Raw genomic sequence first — 17,162 nt, forward strand, 5'->3', positions numbered from 1 at the left:
GCGCTTCAACGGACTGAATGAGGAAACATGTGATGAGCGCCATTCCCGAAACCACCGGCTTCAAGCCGAAGAAATCCGTCGCCCTCTCCGGCACCGCCGCCGGCAACACCGCCCTGTGCACCGTCGGCCTCTCCGGCAATGACCTGCACTACCGTGGCTACGACATCCTGGACGTGGCCACCAGCTGCGAGTTTGAAGAGATAGCCCACCTGCTGGTGCACGGCCACCTGCCCAATGTGGCGGAGCTCGCCGCCTACAAGGCCAAGCTCAAGGCCCTGCGCGGCCTGCCCACCGGGGTCAGGACCGCCCTGGAGCAGCTGCCCCCGAGCGCCCACCCCATGGACGTGATGCGCACCGCCGTCTCCGTGCTGGGGTGTCTGTCGCCGGAGAAGGACGATCACAACCACCCGGGTGCCCGGGACATCGCCGACAAGCTGATGGCCTGCCTCGGATCCGTGCTGCTCTACTGGTACCACTTCAGCCACAACGGCAAGCGCATCCATGTAGAGACCGACGACGACTCCATCGGCGGCCACTTCCTGCACCTGCTGCACGGGCACAAGCCGCGTGACTCCTGGGTGCGCGCCATGCACACCTCCCTCATCCTCTACGCCGAGCATGAGTTCAACGCCTCCACCTTCACCGGCCGCGTCATCGCCGGCACCGGCTCCGACATGTACTCCTGCATCACGGGGGCCATCGGTGCCCTGCGCGGACCCAAGCACGGCGGCGCCAACGAGGTGGCCTTCGAGATCCAGAAGCGCTACGAGAACCCGGACGAGGCGGAGGCCGACATTCGCGCCCGGGTCGAGAAGAAAGAGGTGGTCATCGGCTTCGGCCACCCTGTCTACACTGTCTCGGACCCGCGCAACAAGGTGATCAAGGAGGTGGCGCGCGAGCTCAGCCAGGAGCAGCACAACACCAAGATGTTCGATATCGCCGAGCGGCTGGAATCCACCATGTGGGAAGTCAAGAAGATGTTCCCGAACCTCGACTGGTTCAGCGCCGTCAGCTACCACATGATGGGGGTGCCCACCGCCATGTTCACCCCGCTGTTCGTCATCGCCCGCACCTCCGGCTGGTCCGCCCATGTCATCGAGCAGCGCATCGACGGCAAGATCATCCGCCCGAGCGCCAACTACGTCGGCCCGGAGGATCTCCAGTTCGTGCCGCTCAAGGAGCGCAAGTGATGATCAACAGCCAATATCGCAAGCCCCTGCCCGGCACGGCGCTCGACTACTTCGACGCCCGTGCGGCGGTCGAAGCCATCCAGCCCGGCACCTGGGACAAGCTCTCCTACACCGCCCGCGTCCACGCCGAGAACCTGGTTCGCCGGTGCGATCCGGCCATCCTCGGCGAGTGCCTCGGCCAGATAGTGCACAACAAGCGCGATCGCGACTTCCCCTGGTTCCCGGCCCGCGTGGTCTGCCACGACATTCTGGGCCAGACCGCCCTGGTGGACCTCGCAGGCCTTCGCGACGCCATCGCCGATCAGGGGGGTGATCCCGCCCAGGTGAACCCCGTGGTGCCGGTGCAGCTCATCGTCGACCACTCGCTGGCCGTCGAGTGCGGCGGCTTCGACCCGCAAGCGTTCGAGAAGAACCGCGCCATCGAGGATCGCCGCAACGAGGATCGCTTCCACTTCATCAACTGGACCAGGCAGGCGTTCAAGAACATCGAGGTGATCCCGCCAGGCAACGGCATCATGCACCAGATCAACCTGGAGAAGATGTCGCCGGTCATCCACGCCGATCGCGGCCTGGCCTACCCGGATACCTGCGTCGGCACCGACAGCCACACCCCCCACGTGGACGCCCTCGGCGTCATCGCGGTGGGAGTGGGCGGGCTCGAAGCCGAGAACGTCATGCTGGGGCGCGCGTCCTGGATGCGGCTGCCTTCGATCGTCGGCGTCGAGCTCTCCGGCAAGCCCGGCCCCGGCATCACCGCCACCGATCTGGTGCTGTCCCTCACCGAATTCCTGCGCCGGCAGAAGGTGGTCGGCGCCTACCTGGAGTTCCGTGGCGAGGGCGCCGCCGCCCTCACCCTCGGCGATCGCGCCACCATCTCCAACATGGCGCCGGAATATGGCGCCACCGCGGCCATGTTCTTTATCGACCAGCAGACCCTCGACTACCTCAAGCTCACTGGTCGTGATGACGAACAGGTGAAGCTGGTGGAGACCTACGCCAAAGAGGCCGGCCTCTGGGCCGATGCTCTGGCGGCAGCCCAATACGAGCGCGTACTGCACTTCGACTTGTCGACCGTGGTACGTACCCTGGCGGGCCCCTCCAACCCCCATCGCCGCCTGCCGGTCTCCGCCCTGGCGGAGCGTGGTATCGCGGTGGATCTGGACAAGGCCCGTACCCAGGAGGCCGACGGCCTGCTGCCCGATGGCGCCGTCATCATTGCCGCCATCACCAGCTGCACCAACACCAGCAACCCGCGCAACGTCATCGCCGCAGGCCTGCTGGCCCGCAACGCCAACAAACTCGGTCTGGTGCGCAAACCCTGGGTCAAGTCCTCCCTGGCCCCCGGCTCCAAGACAGTCGCCCTCTACTTGAAAGAGGCGGGACTGGACAGCGAGCTTGAGCAACTCGGCTTCGGCGTGGTTGCCTTTGCCTGCACCACCTGCAACGGCATGTCAGGTGCGCTGGCTCCTGCCATCCAGCAGGAGATCATCGACCGGGATCTCTACGCCACGGCGGTGCTGTCGGGCAACCGCAACTTCGACGGCCGCATCCACCCCTACGCCAAGCAGGCGTTCCTCGCCTCCCCGCCCCTGGTGGTGGCCTACGCCATCGCCGGCACCATCCGCTTCGACATCGAAAAGGATGTGCTGGGGGTGGTGAACGGCAAGGAAATTCGCCTCAAAGACATCTGGCCGAGCGACGAGGAGATCGACGCCGTGGTCAAGGCCTCGGTGAAGCCGTCCCAGTTCCGCCAGGTCTATATCCCCATGTTCACCCTCGAGGAGGATCAAGGCCCCAAGGTGGCGCCGCTTTACGACTGGCGCCCGCAGAGCACCTATATCCGTCGCCCCCCCTACTGGGAGGGGGCCCTGGCGGGTGAGCGCACCCTCAAGGGGATGCGACCGCTGGCGCTGTTGCCGGACAACATCACCACAGACCACCTCTCCCCCTCCAACGCCATACTGCGCAGCAGCGCGGCGGGCGAGTACCTGGCGAAGATGGGCCTGCCGGAGGAGGACTTCAACTCCTACGCCACCCACCGCGGCGATCACCTGACCGCCCAGCGCGCCACCTTCGCGAACCCCCAGCTGGTCAACGAGATGGCGGTGGTGAACGGCGCGGTGAAGAAGGGATCCCTCGCCCGGGTCGAACCGGAGGGCCGGGTGATGCGGATGTGGGAGGCCATCGAGACCTACATGGCGCGCAAGCAGCCGCTCATCATTGTGGCCGGTGCCGACTACGGCCAGGGCTCGTCCCGGGACTGGGCGGCCAAGGGGGTGCGGCTGGCCGGGGTGGAGGTGATAGCGGCGGAAGGCTTCGAGCGCATTCATCGCACCAATCTCATCGGCATGGGGGTGCTGCCGCTGGAGTTCAAGCCGGGCACCACCCGCCTCACCCTGGGCCTCAATGGCACCGAGACGTACGATGTGGTGGGTGAGCGCCAGCCGCGCGCCGATCTCGTGCTCGTTGTGCGCCGCCAGAGCGGCGAGGTGCTGGAGGTGCCCATGACCTGCCGCCTCGACACCGCCGAGGAGGTCTCGGTCTACGAGGCCGGTGGCGTGCTGCAACGCTTCGCCCAGGACTTCCTGGCGTCGACCGCGCACAAGGCCGCCAGCTAACGTCACCTCAAGACGGCAGCCACCCTGGCTGCCGTCTTACATCCAGAATGAGCACGAGCAGGACAATCGCTATGACCCACAATCCTCAAGTAAAGATCCCGGCCACCTATATTCGCGGCGGCACCAGCAAGGGGGTCTTCTTCCGTCTGACCGACCTGCCAGAGCGCTGCCAACAGCCGGGCCCGGCCCGCGACAAGCTGTTTATGCGGGTCATTGGCAGCCCGGACCCTTACGGCGCCCACATCGACGGCATGGGGGGCGCCACCTCCTCCACCAGCAAGTGCGTGATCCTCTCCAGGAGCAGCCAGCCCGATCACGACGTGGATTACCTCTACGGCCAGGTCGCCATCGACAAGGCGTTCGTGGACTGGAGCGGCAACTGCGGCAACCTCTCCACCGCCGCGGGGGCCTTCGCCATTCACGCAGGACTCCTGGATCCGGCCCGCATCCCGGACAACGGCATCTGCGTGGTGCGGATCTGGCAGGCCAATATCGGCAAGACCATCGTTGCCCACGTGCCGGTGACCAACGGCCAGGTGCAGGAGACCGGCGCGTTCGAGCTGGACGGGGTCACCTTCCCCGCCGCCGAGATCGTCCTGGAGTTTCTCGACCCCTCAGACGATGGCGAGGAGGGCGGCGCCCTCTTCCCCACCGGCAACCTGGTGGATGAGCTGGAGGTGCCGGGCATCGGTACCCTCAAGGCCACCATGATCAGCGCCGGCATCCCGACCGTGTTCGTCGAGGCCGAGGCCATCGGCTATCAGGGTACGGAGCTGCGCGAAGCCATCAACACCGACCCAGAGGCCCTCGCCCGTTTCGAGGCGATCCGGGTTGCCGGCGCCCTGCGCATGGGGCTCATCAAGCGCCCCGAAGAGGCGGCCACTCTCCAGCACACCCCGAAAATTGCCTTCGTGGCGCCGGCGAAGGACTACAGCACCGCCAGCGGCAAGGGGGTCAATGCGAGCGAGATCGACTTGCTGGTGCGGGCCCTCTCCATGGGCAAGCTGCACCACGCCATGATGGGCACCTGCGCGGTGGCCATCGGCACCGCGGCGGCCATTCCCGGCACCCTCGTCAATATGGCCGCGGGGGGCGGCGAGCGCGAGACGGTGCGCTTCGGCCACCCGTCCGGCACCCTGAGGGTGGGCGCAGAGGCGCGGCAGATAGGGGGACAGTGGACTGTCACCAAGGCGGTGATGTCCCGCTCCGCCCGCATCCTGATGGAGGGCTGGGTGCGGGTGCCGGGGGATGCGTTCTAGCCACCCCATCGGCGTTCGACCATAGAAAAGAGCCGAGGCGATCGCCCCGGCTCTCTTTGTTGCAGTGAGTTCACCCAGCAGGGTCCCGCCTCATTGCGGACGCGGCACGCACTCCACCTGGCGCGGGATATTCCTCTTCGCATCCCCTCCGATCAACTGCTTCACCTGACCGGCCGGACACCTGCCATCATCCACATAGCGCTTCTGCCCATAGGGCAGCGCCCCCGGGGGCGGATCCTGGCTCAGATATTCGATGGGGGCCGGCACCAGGGCGGCGCACCCCGTCATCAGCCCCGCCACCAGCAATGCCGCCAGCCACCTCACCCTCTTCCATGCAACCGCCATAGGCCACTCCCTCTGTGTGATCCGGATGCGCCGGGCTAGAGGCGCCCGGCCCGCATCGACTCAGGGGAGTGTAGCCATCCCGCCCCTTGGGCCGAAACCCGTCACGGGCGGCATTCCGACGATTCCAGACACAGCCGACGCACGCCCTCCCCTGCCGCAGGCCAACCCTGACAACCGAGGAGGGAGGAGAGGCCTCGGCCCTCATGCCGCACAGGGGCGCCTTCTGGCTGGTCGACAGCCAGGCCGGGGAAGGGGGACGCCCTGCCATGGAGAGGGGAGCGGTGCGGCCCAGAATGGCAACGACCTCCACTTGTTCATGCGCAATACATCTTTGCTCCGGGATAGTAGGCAGCACGCAGGTGGGGAGGCGCTTGAAATCAGCGCTCGTCATCCACACATTCAGTGCATACAATGCGTTAACGAAGCACAATGGGTTGCTTCACCCGGAAATCAAGAGGACATCAAGATGGATACCCGTTCTATCTACACTGGCACCCAGGGTGCCGTGCGCGACACCAACAAGGTGCTGCGCAACACCTACATGCTGCTCTCCCTCACTCTTGGCTTCTCCGCCGTGGTAGCCGGGGTTGCGACCGTGATGAACCTGCCCCCCCTGCACTGGGCCGTGTTTCTCATCGGTGTCTACGGTCTGATGTTCCTGACCGAGAAGAACCGCGACAACGGCATGGGGCTGGTGTTCACCTTCGCCCTGACCGGCCTGCTGGGCTATAGCCTGGGCCCCATCATCAACATGTACATGAACAACGGCGGCGGCGAGATCGTGATGACGGCGCTGGGCGGTACCGCGCTCACCTTCTTCGGCCTGTCGGCCTATGCCCTGACCACCAAGCGGGATCTCTCCTTCCTCGGCGGCATGCTTTTCGTCGGGTTCTGGGTGCTGCTGGTGGCCATGGTTGCCAACATCTTCCTGCAGATGAGCGCCCTGAGCCTGGCCCTGTCCGCCATGTTCATGCTCTTCTCCTCCGGCGCCATCCTGCTGACCACCCAGCAGATCGTGCGCGGCGGCGAGACCAACTACATCTCCGCCACCGTCACCCTGTATGTCTCCATCTACAACATCTTCCTGAGCCTGCTGAGCCTGCTTGGCGGCAACCGTAACTGATGGATGCTTGAGATGCACAAGACCCCGCTTCGGCGGGGTTTTTATTGGCACCTGTTTCTGTCAGGATAAGTTGCAAATCAAGGATATGAAGCGAAGTGGCCCTGATCCAAATCAGGGCCGTTTCGTTGTCGACGGGTTATGCTTTCGCTTTCGTTTCGCTCAAGGGTTGCCTTCATCCCATGCCGATGGATTTCTCCGGACTGCTGCGCCGGCTGCTGACCGACAGCCGCATCGATGTCACTTCGCTCAAGGGTGGTGCCTAGCATGCCCATGGACTTCTCCAGTTTGCTGCGCCGACTGCTGACAGACAGCCACATCTATTTCGCCCTCAAGGTCCTGCTCGCCATCCTGGGGCTGCTCGCCTTTGCGCTGGCCACCGGCGACATCCAGCTCACAGTGCTGCTCTCCCTCGGGGTGGTGGCCGGCGCCATCGCCGAGACCGACGACAGCCTCTGGGGCCGAGTCAAGAACCTCGCCATGACGCTGGTGTGCTTCCTGTTCGCCTCATTGTGCGTCCAATACCTCTTCCCCACCCCCTGGCTCTTTGCCCTGGGGCTCGCGGGCTCCACCTTCCTCTTCGTGATGGTGGGAGCCCTCGGTCAGCGTTACGCCACCATCAGCTTCGGCTCCCTGCTCATCGCCATCTACACCATGCTGGGGGCCGCCAAGGCACCGGATCTCCTCTATCAGCCGCTGGCACTGGGAGCTGGCGCCCTCTGGTACGGCCTGGTGTCGCTGGTCTGGCTCTGGCTGCTGCCCTACAAGACCCTGCACGAGCAGCTGGCCCAGAGCTACTTCGCCCTCGCCCGCTACCTGCAGGAGAAGTCCCGCTTCTTCCCGGCGGACGAACACGGTGCCCAGGCCATCCGCCACAACCTGGCCCAGCTCAACATCAACCTGGTCAACGCCCTGAACCAGGCCAAGACGGCGCTCAATGCGCGCCTCCATGCCCCCGGCCGCCACGGGGTGGCCCCCGAGCTCGCGGGCCTGCTGCGCCTCTACCTGCTTGCCCTGGAGATCCAGGAGCGGGCCACCTCCAGCCACTACCCCTACAGCAAGCTGGAAGCCGAGCTCAAGCAGGGCATCGTCCTCGACGGCTTCCAGGAGGTGCTGTCACAGCTTGCCGACGCCTGTCAGCAGCTCGGCTACGCCATCCTGGTGCACAAGCCCTACACCCACCACAGACGCATTCACTGGACCCTGGAGGCCCTCGGCGATCAGCTGGAGTTCACCCACCTCAAGCAGCACTACCCCAAGACCCTGCTGACGCCGATGAAGTTCCTGCGCCGCAACCTGGCCAGCATCAACCAGCTGCTGCAAAGCGCCGAGGAGCTGCAAAACCCCGCCGCGCCGCCCACCAGCCTGCCTCCTCTGGCACGACCGGTCGCCCTGCCCCTGCTGGCATTGGTCAGGCAGCACCTGACCCCGGACTCCATGGTGTTTCGTCACGCCCTGAGGCTCTCGCTGGGCCTGGTGGTGGGCTATGGCATCCTGCAGGCGTTCAGCCTGGACAAGGGGTACTGGATCCTGCTCACCGTGCTCTTCGTCTGCCAGCCGAGCTACAGCGCCACCCGCCGCCGCCTGGTGCAGCGGATGATCGGCACCTTCGCCGGCATCCTCATCGGCGTGCCCGTGCTCTGGCTCTTCCCCGAGCTGCACCTGCAGCTCGGGATCATGGGGCTCGCCGCCTTCCTGTTCTTCACCCAGGTGCGCAGCAACTACAGCGCCGCCGTCTGCTTCATCACCCTCTACGTGCTGATGGCGTTCAACCTGCTGGATGGCATCGGCTTCGCCATCCTGGGGCCCCGCCTGCTCGATACCCTGCTAGGCTGCCTGCTCTCCTACGCCCTGGTGGCCTGGCTCTGGCCGGACTGGCAATACAAGCGGCTGCCGACCCTGATTGCCAACTCCCTGTCCGCCAATGCGAAGTACCTCTCGGCGGTGCTCGCCAGCCTGCATCGCCAACGGGATGAATCCCTCGACTACCGGGTGGCCCGCAAGTGCGCCCACCTCGCCGACAGCGAGCTGGCCATGGCCTGGCAGAGCATGCTGGTGGAGCCGAGCAAGCGCCGCCGCTTCCTGGATCTCTGCTTCACCCTCACCTGGCGCAACCACGCCCTGCTCTCCTACATCTCGGCGCTCGGGGCACACCGCGACAAGCTCGAGCCCATCGAGGGGCTGGAGGAGATCAGCCGCCACATCAGCCAGACCCTGGAGCAGGCCGCCGGCCACCTGGCGGGGGAGATGCCGATCCCGCTCGCGGGAGCCTGTCCGGCCATCGCTCCGGAGAGCAGCGAGGAGCAGCTGATGCTGAGCCAGCAGCTCACCCTCATCAGCCAGCTGGCGGACGAGCTGCTGATGCTGGCCAACGACGGCCAGTTGTTGACCCGGCAGGAGCAGGCCTGAGGACGCGGCGGTGCCTCCGCACCGGTTGCCGATCCGAGATCAAGGCGCTACCATGCCCGCCCAATCTCAATAACCCAGTCCCGACAGCCCCTTTGTGAGGAGCCCTTATGTCTGAGCATCATCAGCTGGAATTCAACGGCCAGGCCATCGAGACCGATGCCCAGGGCTATCTGCGTCATGTCACGGACTGGAGCGAGGCGCTGGCCCTGGTGCTGGCCGAGCGGGAGGGGATAGTGCTGGAGGCGCCGCACTGGGAAGTGGTGCGGTTCGTGCGGGCCTTCTACCTGGAGTTCAACACCTCCCCCGCCATCCGCGCCCTGGTCAAGGCGATGGAAAAGCAGTACGGCCCGGAGAAGGGCAACAGCCGCTACCTCTACAAATTGTTCCCGGAAGGCCCCGCCAAGCAGGCCACCAAGATCGCGGGCCTGCCCAAGCCGGTGAAGTGCATCTAGGCCTCCTCGGCTGCCCGATGGCCATACTCCCCTCCCCGTTTTGCACACAAAAAAAGACCGCGCCCATGTTGCCATGAGGCGCGGTCTTTTCATTTCATCACCCTGTCAGGGGTTGTAGGCCACCACTGAGCCGCTCAAGCCGGTCATCTGGCTGATCCGGCTCTGCATGCCCTGCAACTTCGCCTTGGAGACATCCGGCCCGATGAAGACCCGGTTGATCTGCCCCTGCACCGGGGTTCTCGGCGACGTCTGGGCCGAGTAGCCCGCCGCCCTCAGCTTGCTCACCAGGGCATTGACGCTGTCTGCATTCTTGAAGGCGCCGAGCTGCAGGATCCAGCTTCCCTGGGTCGACGTGGCGGCAGGAGCCGGGGCAGGCTGGGCCATCTTGCTCGCGATAAGATCATCCATGGATTTGATCTGGCCCGCCTGCGGCTTGGCCTCCACCGGCTTTTGCACCTCGACCGGCTTGGGGGGCACCGGCTTGGGCTTGGGTTGCTCCACCGGCTTCCTGGCGATCACTTCCGGCTTGGGCTCGGGTTTGGGCTGCGGCTTGGGTTGTGCCGCGGCCTGCACCGGCTGCTGCTGGGTGACGGGCGCCTGGTTGGTCGCCGCCGGGTTGGTTCCCGCCTGATTGGCCAGGGTCACGGTGTCGCCGATCTCCTCCACCTGCCACTGGGTCGCGGCAGAGGCCTGCTGCTGGCTCGCCAGATGCTCGGCCGGCAGGGTGCTCGCCGCCGAGACCTGAAGGGCGGGCTTGGCGGGCTCCAGCTCCGGACGCAGCGGGATCTTGGCGAAGGCCTCGTCCTTCTGCTCCAGCTTGTTACCGTCCATCAGGTCCGGCAGAAAGATGACCACCAGGGCGACCAGGATGACGGTCCCCACCAATCTGTTTTGAAACTTCGAAGCCAAGTTAATTCCCACCCATGTTGCTTAGTATTTTTGCAATTTTGCCGGCATCAACCATGAACGGCCCCTCACGCCATTCCGTTTTGAAACCTCAGCGCCAGGCAGCGCCCTGCCCGTGTCGCTGGACCCATGATGCGCAGAAACGGCTCAGGCGCTCGCCGCCAGCACGTCGGCGACAGTGTAAAACGAGCCGAACACGATGACCATATCATCAGGACTCGATACGGCCAGAGCAGCCTCATAAGCCTCGCTCACCGACTCAAACTGCGCGGCCGGCCCCTGTTCACCCAGGGCGGCGGCCAGCTGGGCCGCCGTGGCGGCACGGGGACCGTGAAGGCTCGCGAGATACCACCCATAGACAAGCCCCTGAAGCTCCTTAAGGGAACCCGCCATGTCCTTGTCCTTGAGCATGCCCACCACGGCGCGGCGCTTGCCCTTGCAGGGAAGCAGGCGCAGCTGGCTCGCGAGATAGGCCGCCGAATGGGGATTGTGGGCCACGTCGACGATGACGGCGGGATCGCTTTGCAGACGCTGCATCCGCCCCGCGAGGCGGGCATTGGCCAGCCCTTCGCGGATGGCGGACTCCGCCAGCGGCAGGCCGAGGGACTCCAGGGCCGCCAGCACGGTGACCGCGTTCATCAGCGGCAGGGCCGGCTTGGGCAGCCCCAGCCAGTGGTGCAGGCCGTGGTAATCCCAGTCGCCTTCGTGCTCTTCCCCGTGAAAATCGCGGCCCACCTGACGCAGGCAGGCGCCGAGGCGCGCCGCTTCGCTCGCTATGGTCGCTGGCGGATTGGGCTCCCCGCTGATGGCGGGTTTGCCCGCGCGATAGACCCCAGCCTTCTCCACTGCCACCGCCTCCCGGGTATCCCCGAGCCAGTCGCAGTGATCCAGCGCGATGGAGGTGATCATGGCGATGTCCGATTCCACCACGTTGGTGGCATCGAGCCGCCCCCCCAGCCCCACTTCCAGCAGGAGCACATCGGGGGCGGCGCGGCAAAACAGCCACAGACCCGCCAGGGTGGCGAACTCGAAGAAGGTGAGGGCGATGTCGCCCCGGGCCGCCTCCACCGCGGCAAAGGCGGCGCAGTGCGCGTCGTCGGCCAGCTCCTGACCGTTGACGCGCACCCGTTCGGTGAAGCGCAGCAGGTGTGGCGAGGAGTAGACCCCCACCTTGTAACCGGCGGCCATCAGTATGCTGGCGGCCATGGCGCAGGAGGAGCCCTTGCCGTTGGTGCCCGCCACCGTGATCACCTTGAACGGCAGCTCGGTGAGGCCCATGCGCCGGGCGACGGCGCCGACCCGCTCCAGCCCCATGTCGATGTTGACCGGGTGGATCTGCTCCAAATAAGAAAGCCAGTCGACCAGCGACCGGCTTTGGGATTGTTGCATGTGTGAACTCATCTTCAGTCTTCGATGACCTGAGTGTTCATCAGCTTGGCCAGCAGGCCGGCCAGGCGGTTGCGCATCTCGCGGCGGTCGATGATGAGATCGATGGCGCCCTTCTCCAGCAGGAACTCGGAGCGCTGGAAGCCTTCCGGCAGCTTCTCGCGCACGGTCTGCTCGATGACGCGGGGGCCGGCGAAGCCGATCAGCGCCTTGGGTTCACCCACGTTGATGTCACCCAGCATGGCCAGGCTCGCGGAGACGCCCCCCATGGTGGGGTCGGTCAGCACGGAGATGAAGGGCAGGCCCGCCTTGGTGAGCCTGTCGAGCGCCGCACTGGTCTTGGCCATCTGCATCAGGGAGAACAGGGCTTCCTGCATCCGCGCCCCACCGGAGGTGGAGAAGCAGACCAGGCCGCGGCCCTCCTTGATGCTCTCCTCGACGGCGCGCACGAAGCGGGCGCCGACCACGGAGGACATGGAGCCCCCGATGAAGGAGAACTCGAACGAACAGGCGACGACCGGCACCCCCTTGAGGGTCCCCTTCATCACCACCAGCGCATCTTTTTCTCCCGTCTCTTTCTGGGCGGCAGACAGACGATCCTTGTAGCGCTTGGAATCCTTGAATTTCAAGATGTCTTGCGGCTCCAGCTCGGCCGCGACTTCACTGCGACCCTCGACGTCGAGGAAGCTCTCGAGACGGGCGCGGGCGCTGATGCGCATATGATGATCACACTTGGGGCACACTTCGAGATTGCGCTCCAGTTCTGCCCGGTAGAGCACCTGTTCGCAAGCAGTACACTTGGTCCACACCCCTTCCGGAATGTTGTGACGACGCGGTGTGGTGATCTTGCTCTTGGGAAGGATCTTCTCAAGCCAGCTCATGGAATTCCTTAATGCATTTGTGCCTGACAAAACACATCGAGCCTAGATTGTTCAATGACTTAAGGGCTCGATGGCAATAAACGACGGATCATTAAACCACAAATTTTCGGGCCCAGTTACTAAAAACTGGTCGTACCCGGTGCCGAGTCCGGCAGCCAGAGCGGCCCGAGGGGCAACTGGGGCAGGCCGAACTCGGCCGGGTAATCCACGTCCACCAGATAGAGGCCGCCCGCCTTGGCGGTGGGGCCCGCCAGGTTGCGATCCTTCGCCGCCAGCACCTCGGCAATCCACTCCACCGGCTGAAGACCCTGCCCCACCAGCAGCAGGGAGCCGGTGATGTTGCGCACCATGTGGTGCAGGAAGGCGTTGGCCTTGATGTCGAGCACTATATAGGGGCCGGAGCGGCTGACGCACAGGTGGGTCACGTTGCGCCAGGGGGTGTTGGACTGGCAGGCGACGGCCCGGAAGGTGCTGAAGTCGTGCTCGCCCAGCAGGGACTGGCCGGCCTGGTGCATCAGCTCGGCGTCGATAGTTTCGTGGTAGTGGCTGACGCCGCTGCCGAGAATGGCCGGGCGGTAGTTGTGGTTGTAGATGACGTAACGGTAGCGACGGGCGGTGGCGCTGAAGCGGGCGTGGAAGTGCTCGTCCACCTCCTTGACCCAGCGCACGGCGATGTCAGGGGGCAGGTTGGAGTTGAGCCCCAGGGTCCAGGCCCCCTCGGCGCGATTGGACTCGGTATCGAAGTGGATCACCTGGCCGGTGGCGTGCACCCCCGCATCGGTACGACCGGCACACTGGATGGAGACGGGGTGGTTGGCGATGCGGCTGAGGGCTTTTTCCAGCTCCTCCTGAACGCTGATCACTTCGCGCTGACGCTGCCAGCCGAAATACCGGCTGCCGTCATATTCAATACCTAGGGCAATTCGCATGGATAACGGTGTCTTCTGATGAAAGGATGCGGTGAAAGAAACGGGGCGGATTATACGCGCTCGGGCTCAAAAGTCCCAGACCGTGGAGGCGGCGGCACTCGTGACCATGAAAGAGAGGGCAGCCCGCAGGCTGCCCTCTTGGTTCGTTTTACCGGCAAACGGCCCTTATCCCAGGCGCTTGAGCAGCTTCTGTGCCTCGGCGCGCTGGTGCTCGCTGCCCTGGGCTGCGGCCTCTTCCAGCAACTCCCGGGCGCTCTCCTTGTCGTCGATCTCGAGGTAGGCCCGGGCCAGATCCAGCTTGGCCCCCACCCCGCCGTCGTCGGCATCCACGTCGAAACCGTTGGACTCCGGCAACACCTCGGGGAAACCGTCCAGCCCCACGTCCAGGGAGAAGCCCTGATAGGGTTCCTGCTCCGTGCTGCTGGCGTTGGCCTCGGCCAGGAGCTTGTCTATCTCCACGTAGTCGTTGGCCTGCGCCTGCTCGCGGGGCTTCAGATCGCCTGCATGGGGCTCCACCTCGGCGAAGGCATCCTCGAAGTCCGCCAGGGCCAGCTCCTTGGGATCCCAGGCAGGGCTCGCCCCCTTGGTGGGTTCCAGCCCGAGTTCGGCCAGCATGTCGTCCACGTCATCCTTGCCATAGCCGGCCCCCTCCTGAGCGTCCTTGGCGGCAGGCGCGTCCTGGGCTGGCTCGCCAAAGCCGGTCTCCACATCGCTCAAGTCGAAGTTGTCGAACGGCTCGTCACGGCGGCTCCGGCTCTCTGCCTGGGCCTTGGCCAGATCCGCCTCGAGATCCGCATCCAGCTCGGCAAACAGGGCGGCCTGCAGCTCCTCCTCCGTCATGACCTCGTCGCGGGCACGGGGGGCGGCATCGGACTCGTCGGAGAGATCCAGTTCGGGCACCACGGGGAGATCGAAGCCCCCCTCGTGGGCCAGATCGAGCTCTGGCACCAGATCCGGATCCCGGTTCGCCGTCGCCACCGCGGGCTCCACGTCGAAGGCGGACAGGGCGGTCTCGTCATCACTGAAGATGACGTCGGCCGAGGCACCGGCCCCGCCCTGTTTCCCGCTGCCATCCGGTTCGTTGAGATCCGGCATGGGGTGCAGGGGGTCTTCATCCGTGATGCCCACCGTCATCAGCTGATCGAACTCGCTGCTCTCGTCCCCCATCACCATGGAGGTCGATTCGGACAGGCTCTTCTCCTGCTCTTCCAGCTCGCGGCGCGCGCGGGCCCGCAGCCAGAGCGTCACCAGGGCCAGCACCAGCAGCACCGGCAGCAGGATGATCATGGCGAGGTTGAGCGGCGAGGAGAGCAGCTCCATCAGCCAGCTCTGCTTGGGCGCGGGTGCCACCACGGGGGGCACCGGCTTGGCCTTGAGCTCCGCCACCTCCTTTTGCAGCGCGGTCTGATCCTGCAACTGGGCCTTGAGGGTCTCCACCTCTTCGGTCAGGGATTGCAGGCGCAGCTTGAGCCTGTGGTTCATCTCGGTGACCTGGCCGAGCTGGGCGTTGGCATCTTCCAGCGCCAGCGCCATCTCGGTGGAGGGCTTGCCCACCGGGGTGGCGGGAAGAGGGGTTGGCGCCGTGCCGGCGGCGCTGCTCGCGGCACTGTTCGCCGCCACGGGGACGGGCGCGGCCTTGGCGGTCTCCTTCACCTCGGTGGCAGGAGCGGTCACCTTGGGCGCCGCCGGGATCGGTGCCGCCTTGGGGGCGGCAGCAGGTTTGGCCGGCGCGGGCTGACTGGTGACGGGCTGCGCGGTGCGAGCCTGCTTGCTGGCCAGGTATTTGGGGCTCAGCCCCTTCCAGCTGGCGTTGTCGCTGTTGAAGCGGCGGCGCGCCTCGGCATCCGTGATGCGGCCCGCCTCGGCCGCCGTGGGCAGCAGGATGTGGGAGCCCACCAGAATGTGGTTGATGTTGCCATCGGCAAAGCTTCTGGGGTTCTTGTCATAGATGGCCACCATGGTCTGGTAGACGCTCACCCGATTGGAGGGGCGATGCTTGCTCGCCAGGCTCCAGAGGGTATCGGTGGGACGAACGGGACCATAACTGCCCGCCTTCGCAGAGGCCACCTGACGCACTATCGGCTCTGCCTTGGGCAATACGACGGGGGCCACGGGCTGGGCCTGGGGCTCTGGTTGCACCGCGGGGGGTGGTGAGCCGTCCGGCCCCTTGAGCTCGACAAAGAAAGGCTCTCGCCCCGCCTCGTCGGCCTGAACCGTGCCCAGAAGCCCCAATGCGAGTAGCGTTGCCAGCGTTATGCGGGAATGTCCCATATTCGTTCCTTCGTATGACGGCCCTATCACATTGAAAAATCTGGATAGTTACCCCAAAACAATCGGCTCAATATAAATCAGGCGCCGGCCTCAAGCCAGCGATCCGACATATTTCGCGCCCGGCCACTGCCAAATAAGAGCCCCGGACGCGAACCAGAGTGTAGAAAAAAACCTAGTTCACTGATATCTCTCAAGATTCCAAAAACCGGAGAGTGGGTTCCCGGTCACATCCCGGCGCCACGGCGCCGGCGCAAGGGCGGGGTTCCCTCCCCGCCGCAGGCCGGCATCAGAGGTAGTCGCGCACCAGCAGTTCGGCAATCTGCACGCTGTTGGTCGCCGCGCCCTTACGAACGTTATCGGCCACGATCCACATATTGATACCGCAAGGGTGAGAAATATCCTGGCGTACCCGGCCCACCAGCACCTCATCCTTGCCGGTGGCGTCGCGCACCGGGGTCGGATAGTCGTGCTCGTCGTCAAACAGGGTGACGCCCGGGGCATGGCGCAGCAGCTCCTTCACCTGTTCGGCGTCCAGCGGCTGATGCAGCTCCACGTGGACCGCCTCGGCGTGGCCGTAGAAGACCGGCACCCGCACGCAGGTGGGGTTCACGGCGATGCTGGCATCCCCCAGGATCTTCTGGGTTTCCCACACCATCTTCATCTCCTCGCGGGTGTAGCCGTTGTCGGCGAAGGCGTCGATCTGCGGGATGAGATTGAAGGCGATCTGCTGCGGGTAGAGGGCGGGCTCCACCGGGCGACCGTTGAGCAGGTGAGCGGTCTGGCCCGCCAGCTCGCTCACCCCCTCCTTGCCGGAGCCGGAGACGGACTGGTAGGTCGCTACGTTGATGCGGGCGATACCCACCTCGTCGTGCAGGGGCTTGAGCGCCACCAGCATCTGGATGGTGGAGCAGTTCGGGTTCGCGATGATGTTGCGGTTGCGAAAATCCGCCAGGGCGTCCGGGTTCACTTCCGGGATCACCAGGGGGATGTCCTCGTCATAACGGAAGCAGGAGGTGTTGTCGATGACGATGCAGCCGTGCTCGGCGGCAATCGGCGCCCACTTGGCAGAGACCTCGGCCCCGGCGGAGAAGAGGGCTACTTGCACCTGGCTCCAGTCAAACGCCTCCACGTCCAGGATCTCGACGTTCTTGCCGCCAAAGCGCACCGTGTCGCCGGCACTGCGGCTGGAGGCCAGCGGATAGAGGGTGGCGACCGGGAAGCCGCGCTCCTCCAGGATCTCGATCATGGCCTCACCCACGGCGCCGCTCGCGCCCAATACCGCTACGTTGAATTGCTGACTCACTGTTGTCTCTCCTGTGATGCTGCCTGTCGGGGCCGGGCATGAGGCCCCCCGGGTGGCAAGCGTGATCGTCTGATGGCGGCCCGGCACCACGCC

General features: G+C 65.3%; 14 protein-coding genes. 7 read left to right on the top strand and 7 right to left on the bottom strand.

The window, feature by feature from the left end; genetic code table 11:
• The first annotated feature begins 32 nt into the window (after positions 1–32).
• The 3 genes from prpC to prpF all read left to right on the top strand — a co-directional run bounded on the left by prpC (position 33) and on the right by prpF (position 5,067).
• Complete coding sequence (gene prpC / locus I6L39_RS18760) at positions 33–1,190, top strand: 2-methylcitrate synthase (protein WP_209792786.1); 1,158 nt, start codon at positions 33–35, stop codon at positions 1,188–1,190.
• A complete protein-coding gene (acnD, locus tag I6L39_RS18765) occupies positions 1,190–3,808 on the top strand; it encodes a Fe/S-dependent 2-methylisocitrate dehydratase AcnD (RefSeq protein ID WP_216990493.1) in 2,619 nt (872 codons plus the stop codon). Before prpC ends, acnD begins: the two co-directional genes overlap by 1 nt.
• A gap of 71 nt (positions 3,809–3,879) precedes the next feature.
• Positions 3,880–5,067, top strand: coding sequence for a 2-methylaconitate cis-trans isomerase PrpF (gene prpF, locus I6L39_RS18770; protein ID WP_216990494.1), 1,188 nt, complete (start codon positions 3,880–3,882; stop codon positions 5,065–5,067).
• 90 nt (positions 5,068–5,157) lie between these two features.
• On the opposite strand, the gene I6L39_RS18775 is transcribed toward prpF, so the two are convergent.
• Complete coding sequence (locus I6L39_RS18775) at positions 5,158–5,412, bottom strand: DUF6719 family protein (RefSeq protein ID WP_216990495.1); 255 nt, start codon at positions 5,410–5,412, stop codon at positions 5,158–5,160.
• A gap of 466 nt (positions 5,413–5,878) precedes the next feature.
• Between I6L39_RS18775 and I6L39_RS18780 the strand changes: the two genes are divergently transcribed.
• The 4 genes from I6L39_RS18780 (at position 5,879) to I6L39_RS18795 (ending at position 9,393) form a co-directional block, all read left to right on the top strand.
• A complete protein-coding gene (locus I6L39_RS18780) occupies positions 5,879–6,535 on the top strand; it encodes a Bax inhibitor-1/YccA family protein (RefSeq protein WP_042078530.1) in 657 nt (218 codons plus the stop codon).
• Positions 6,536–6,630: 95 nt separating this feature from the next.
• Positions 6,631–6,798, top strand: coding sequence for a hypothetical protein (locus I6L39_RS18785; RefSeq protein WP_157005453.1), 168 nt, complete (start codon positions 6,631–6,633; stop codon positions 6,796–6,798).
• 1 nt (position 6,799) lies between these two features.
• Positions 6,800–8,941: a YccS family putative transporter gene (yccS, locus tag I6L39_RS18790; protein WP_216990496.1), complete on the top strand. Its 2,142-nt coding sequence runs from the start codon at positions 6,800–6,802 to the stop codon at positions 8,939–8,941.
• A gap of 107 nt (positions 8,942–9,048) precedes the next feature.
• Complete coding sequence (locus tag I6L39_RS18795) at positions 9,049–9,393, top strand: TusE/DsrC/DsvC family sulfur relay protein (RefSeq protein ID WP_042078532.1); 345 nt, start codon at positions 9,049–9,051, stop codon at positions 9,391–9,393.
• Positions 9,394–9,498: 105 nt separating this feature from the next.
• On the opposite strand, the gene dedD is transcribed toward I6L39_RS18795, so the two are convergent.
• The 6 genes from dedD to I6L39_RS18825 form a co-directional block, all read right to left on the bottom strand.
• The gene (dedD, locus tag I6L39_RS18800; protein WP_216990497.1) at positions 9,499–10,302 is read right to left on the bottom strand and encodes a cell division protein DedD; all 804 of its coding nucleotides are present in this window, start codon (positions 10,300–10,302) and stop codon (positions 9,499–9,501) included.
• A gap of 144 nt (positions 10,303–10,446) precedes the next feature.
• Positions 10,447–11,700: a bifunctional tetrahydrofolate synthase/dihydrofolate synthase gene (folC, locus tag I6L39_RS18805; RefSeq protein ID WP_216990498.1), complete on the bottom strand. Its 1,254-nt coding sequence runs from the start codon at positions 11,698–11,700 to the stop codon at positions 10,447–10,449.
• A gap of 2 nt (positions 11,701–11,702) precedes the next feature.
• Positions 11,703–12,566 carry an acetyl-CoA carboxylase, carboxyltransferase subunit beta gene (gene accD / locus I6L39_RS18810; protein WP_209792798.1) on the bottom strand — a complete coding sequence of 288 codons (864 nt, stop codon included), beginning with the start codon at positions 12,564–12,566 and terminating at the stop codon, positions 11,703–11,705.
• A gap of 119 nt (positions 12,567–12,685) precedes the next feature.
• The gene (truA, locus tag I6L39_RS18815) at positions 12,686–13,495 is read right to left on the bottom strand and encodes a tRNA pseudouridine(38-40) synthase TruA (RefSeq protein WP_042078536.1); all 810 of its coding nucleotides are present in this window, start codon (positions 13,493–13,495) and stop codon (positions 12,686–12,688) included.
• A gap of 165 nt (positions 13,496–13,660) precedes the next feature.
• Positions 13,661–15,766, bottom strand: a complete 2,106-nt coding sequence (locus I6L39_RS18820) for a FimV/HubP family polar landmark protein (protein ID WP_216990499.1) — start codon at positions 15,764–15,766, stop codon at positions 13,661–13,663.
• 286 nt (positions 15,767–16,052) lie between these two features.
• Positions 16,053–17,069: an aspartate-semialdehyde dehydrogenase gene (locus tag I6L39_RS18825; RefSeq protein ID WP_216990500.1), complete on the bottom strand. Its 1,017-nt coding sequence runs from the start codon at positions 17,067–17,069 to the stop codon at positions 16,053–16,055.
• Positions 17,070–17,162 lie beyond the last annotated feature (93 nt).

This window comes from Aeromonas sp. FDAARGOS 1409, from assembly GCF_019048705.1.
Taxonomy (GTDB): Bacteria; Pseudomonadota; Gammaproteobacteria; order Enterobacterales; family Aeromonadaceae; genus Aeromonas; species Aeromonas sanarellii.

Coding starts and splice junctions, on each gene's coding strand:
- accD (WP_209792798.1), bottom strand. CDS start 12,566: ATGAGCTGGCTTGAGAAGATCCTTCCCAAGAGCAAGATCACCACACCG.
- acnD (WP_216990493.1), top strand. CDS start 1,190: ATGATCAACAGCCAATATCGCAAGCCCCTGCCCGGCACGGCGCTCGAC.
- I6L39_RS18780 (WP_042078530.1), top strand. CDS start 5,879: ATGGATACCCGTTCTATCTACACTGGCACCCAGGGTGCCGTGCGCGAC.
- truA (WP_042078536.1), bottom strand. CDS start 13,495: ATGCGAATTGCCCTAGGTATTGAATATGACGGCAGCCGGTATTTCGGC.
- folC (WP_216990498.1), bottom strand. CDS start 11,700: ATGAGTTCACACATGCAACAATCCCAAAGCCGGTCGCTGGTCGACTGG.
- prpF (WP_216990494.1), top strand. CDS start 3,880: ATGACCCACAATCCTCAAGTAAAGATCCCGGCCACCTATATTCGCGGC.
- I6L39_RS18795 (WP_042078532.1), top strand. CDS start 9,049: ATGTCTGAGCATCATCAGCTGGAATTCAACGGCCAGGCCATCGAGACC.
- I6L39_RS18820 (WP_216990499.1), bottom strand. CDS start 15,766: ATGGGACATTCCCGCATAACGCTGGCAACGCTACTCGCATTGGGGCTT.
- prpC (WP_209792786.1), top strand. CDS start 33: ATGAGCGCCATTCCCGAAACCACCGGCTTCAAGCCGAAGAAATCCGTC.
- yccS (WP_216990496.1), top strand. CDS start 6,800: ATGCCCATGGACTTCTCCAGTTTGCTGCGCCGACTGCTGACAGACAGC.
- I6L39_RS18775 (WP_216990495.1), bottom strand. CDS start 5,412: ATGGCGGTTGCATGGAAGAGGGTGAGGTGGCTGGCGGCATTGCTGGTG.